Origin of the sequence: Ideonella azotifigens (assembly GCF_006519715.1) — a bacterium.
Lineage (GTDB): Bacteria > Pseudomonadota > Gammaproteobacteria > Burkholderiales > Burkholderiaceae_C > Ideonella > Ideonella azotifigens.
On record NZ_VIDT01000775.1, the window covers coordinates 1 to 2,350 of the forward strand.

3 protein-coding genes are annotated in these 2,350 nt (G+C 70.3%); 2 read left to right on the forward strand and 1 reads right to left on the reverse strand.

What is annotated here, in order from left to right; all coding sequences use genetic code 11:
* The coding region (locus FKP22_RS27495) for an LpxL/LpxP family acyltransferase (protein ID WP_445663752.1) at positions 1–571 on the forward strand (571 nt) is incomplete at its 5' end.
* A gap of 112 nt (positions 572–683) precedes the next feature.
* Positions 684–1,613: a lysophospholipid acyltransferase family protein gene (locus tag FKP22_RS27500; RefSeq protein ID WP_141291151.1), complete on the forward strand. Its 930-nt coding sequence runs from the start codon at positions 684–686 to the stop codon at positions 1,611–1,613.
* On the opposite strand, the gene FKP22_RS32885 is transcribed toward FKP22_RS27500, so the two are convergent.
* Positions 1,614–2,350: hypothetical protein (locus FKP22_RS32885; RefSeq protein WP_170201126.1), on the reverse strand; the 737-nt coding region annotated here is incomplete at its 5' end.

Genomic DNA, 2,350 nt, shown 5'->3' on the forward strand with positions numbered 1-2,350 from the left:
GCTGCTCACGCCGCACCTGGGCGGTTTCGAGTTTGCTGCGCGCGGCTATGCCGAACGCTGGGGGGTGCAGCAGCCCATCACCGCGCTGTACCGGCCGTCCAAGAAAGCCAGCCTGGCGGCCTTGCAGGTGCACTCGCGCAACGCGCCCGGCATGCGCGTCGCGCCGGCCTCGCTGGCCGGTGTGCGGCAGATGCTGCGGGCCCTGAAAAAAGGCGAGACGGTTGGCCTGTTGCCTGACCAGGTGCCCCCCAGGGGACAGGGCGCGTGGGCGCCGTTTTTTGGCCAACCCGCGTACACGATGACGCTGGCCCCGCGGCTGGCGATGCAGACCGGCTGCATGGTGCTGCTCACCTGGTGCGACCGCCTGCCCGGCGGGCGTGGCTTCCGGCTCTGCTACCGTCCGCTGCCCGCGCCCCTGCCGGTGCCGACGGGTGACGCCGAAGCCGACGACCTTGCCGTGACCACCGCGATGAACCAGGCCATGGAATGGGTCATCTCGCAGTGCCCGGAGCAATACATCTGGGGCTACAACCGCTACAAGAATCCGCGCAAGCCGGAAGGGCAGGCATGAACCAGACGATGCGGTTGACCGAAGCCGGGCGGGCCGAGCGCCGGGCCGCCCCAAGCCGGCCCGCAGTCCCCTTGGGGGACCGGCTGAGGTACACCTCGGCCGAGGGGCTGGCATGAGCAAACGACACAAGACCGGCTGGCGCGCGAAGTTCTCGCACGGCGGCGCCCGCGCGCTGATCTTCGGCCTGTGGCTGCTGCACTGGTTCCCTACGCCGGTGCTGGCGTTTTTCGGCGAGGTGCTGGGGCGGCTGCTGTGGCCGCTGCTGAAGTCGCGCCGGCGCATCGTCCGCACCAACCTGCGGCTGTGCTTTCCGGAGAAGAGCGAGGCGGAGCGGGAACAACTCGGCCGTGAGCACTTCGTGTTCCTGGTGCGCAGCCTGCTGGAGCGCTGCGTGCTGTGGTTCGGCAGCGAGGCGCGCGTGCGGCGGCTGGTGCATGTGGAGGGTGACATCCAGCTGGCCGAGCGCACCGGCGCGCCCATCATGTGGCTGCTGCCGCACTTCGTCGGCATGGACTACGCAGCCCCGGCGCTGACGCTGTTCCAGTCGCGCCCCGCGATCAACATCTACCAGCGCCAGAGCAACCCGGTGCTGGACGCGCGGCTGCACAAGTCGCGTGCGCGCTTCGGCAATGCGCGGTTGATCGAGCGCCGCAGCGGCATCCGGCCCATCGTGCGGGCCATCCAGGACGGGGCCGGTTTCGTCAACCTGCCGGACATGGACTTCGGCCGCTTCGCCGAGAAGGACGCCGTCTTCGTGCCCTTCTTCGGCGTGCAGACCGCCACGCTGGCCTCGCCAGCTCGCATGGTGCAGTCGATGAAGATGCGCGTGCAGCCGATGGTCATCACGATGCTGCCGCGCGGCCGCGGCTACAAGGTGTCGTTCCAGGACCCGCCGCCGGGTTTCGACGACCCGGATCCGGTGGTCGCCACGGCAGCCTTCAACCGTTGGCTGGAAGCCCGCATCCGCGAGCAGCCGGCACAGTATTACTGGGTGCACCGCCGCTTCAAGACCCGCCCGCCGGGTGAGCCGCGGCTGTACTGATCAGGACAGCAGCTTGTCGACGCGGTCGCGCTGCAGCGCGTGCACGGCGGGCAGCAGTTCGCGCCAGCTGGCATAGGCGGGCGCTGCGGCCAATTTGTCGGCCGTGGCCTGCGCACGGTCCTGGGCTGCGGCCAGGGACTCGGCGCTCGAAGTGTCCGCAGCGGCCTGCAGCTCGGCCAGTTCGCTGCGAGTTTCGTGGCTGCGCTCGCGCACCAGGCGCTCGGCGCCCAGCACGGCATGCAAGGTCTCGCGCTGGCTGGTCGCGTCGCCCAGTTGCCAGCGTGCCGGCTGCATTGCTTCGGGTTGGGCTTCCAGCCGTGGGCGGGTGGGTTGGCCGGCCGGAAAGCGCTGGCCGCCGCCGCGCAGGCTGAGTCCGTCGCGCACTGCTGGCCACTGGGCTTCGGGCACCGAGAGTTGCACCGAACCGTCTTCGCTGTTCAGTGTGGCCTTGAGGTCGGCTGGCGCCAGCGCTTCGTTGAGCTGGCGCAGTGCGCTGTCCGGGTCGGCCGGCTGGCCGCTGGCATTGCCCAGCACCACGGTGATGGCCTGGCGTTGGCCGGGCACGTTCAGGCTCAGCGTTTCGCGCGCGGGGCTGGTGAGCGAGGCCTGGTCCAGGCCGCGCATCTGGAAGTTCTGGCGCGCGGCACCCGGTTCGGTGCGCTGGCCTTGTGCGTCCAGCGTGCCGGCGGTGGCGCTGCTGCGCTGCTGCCAGAGCTGGCCGATCTGGTCACGCTGGG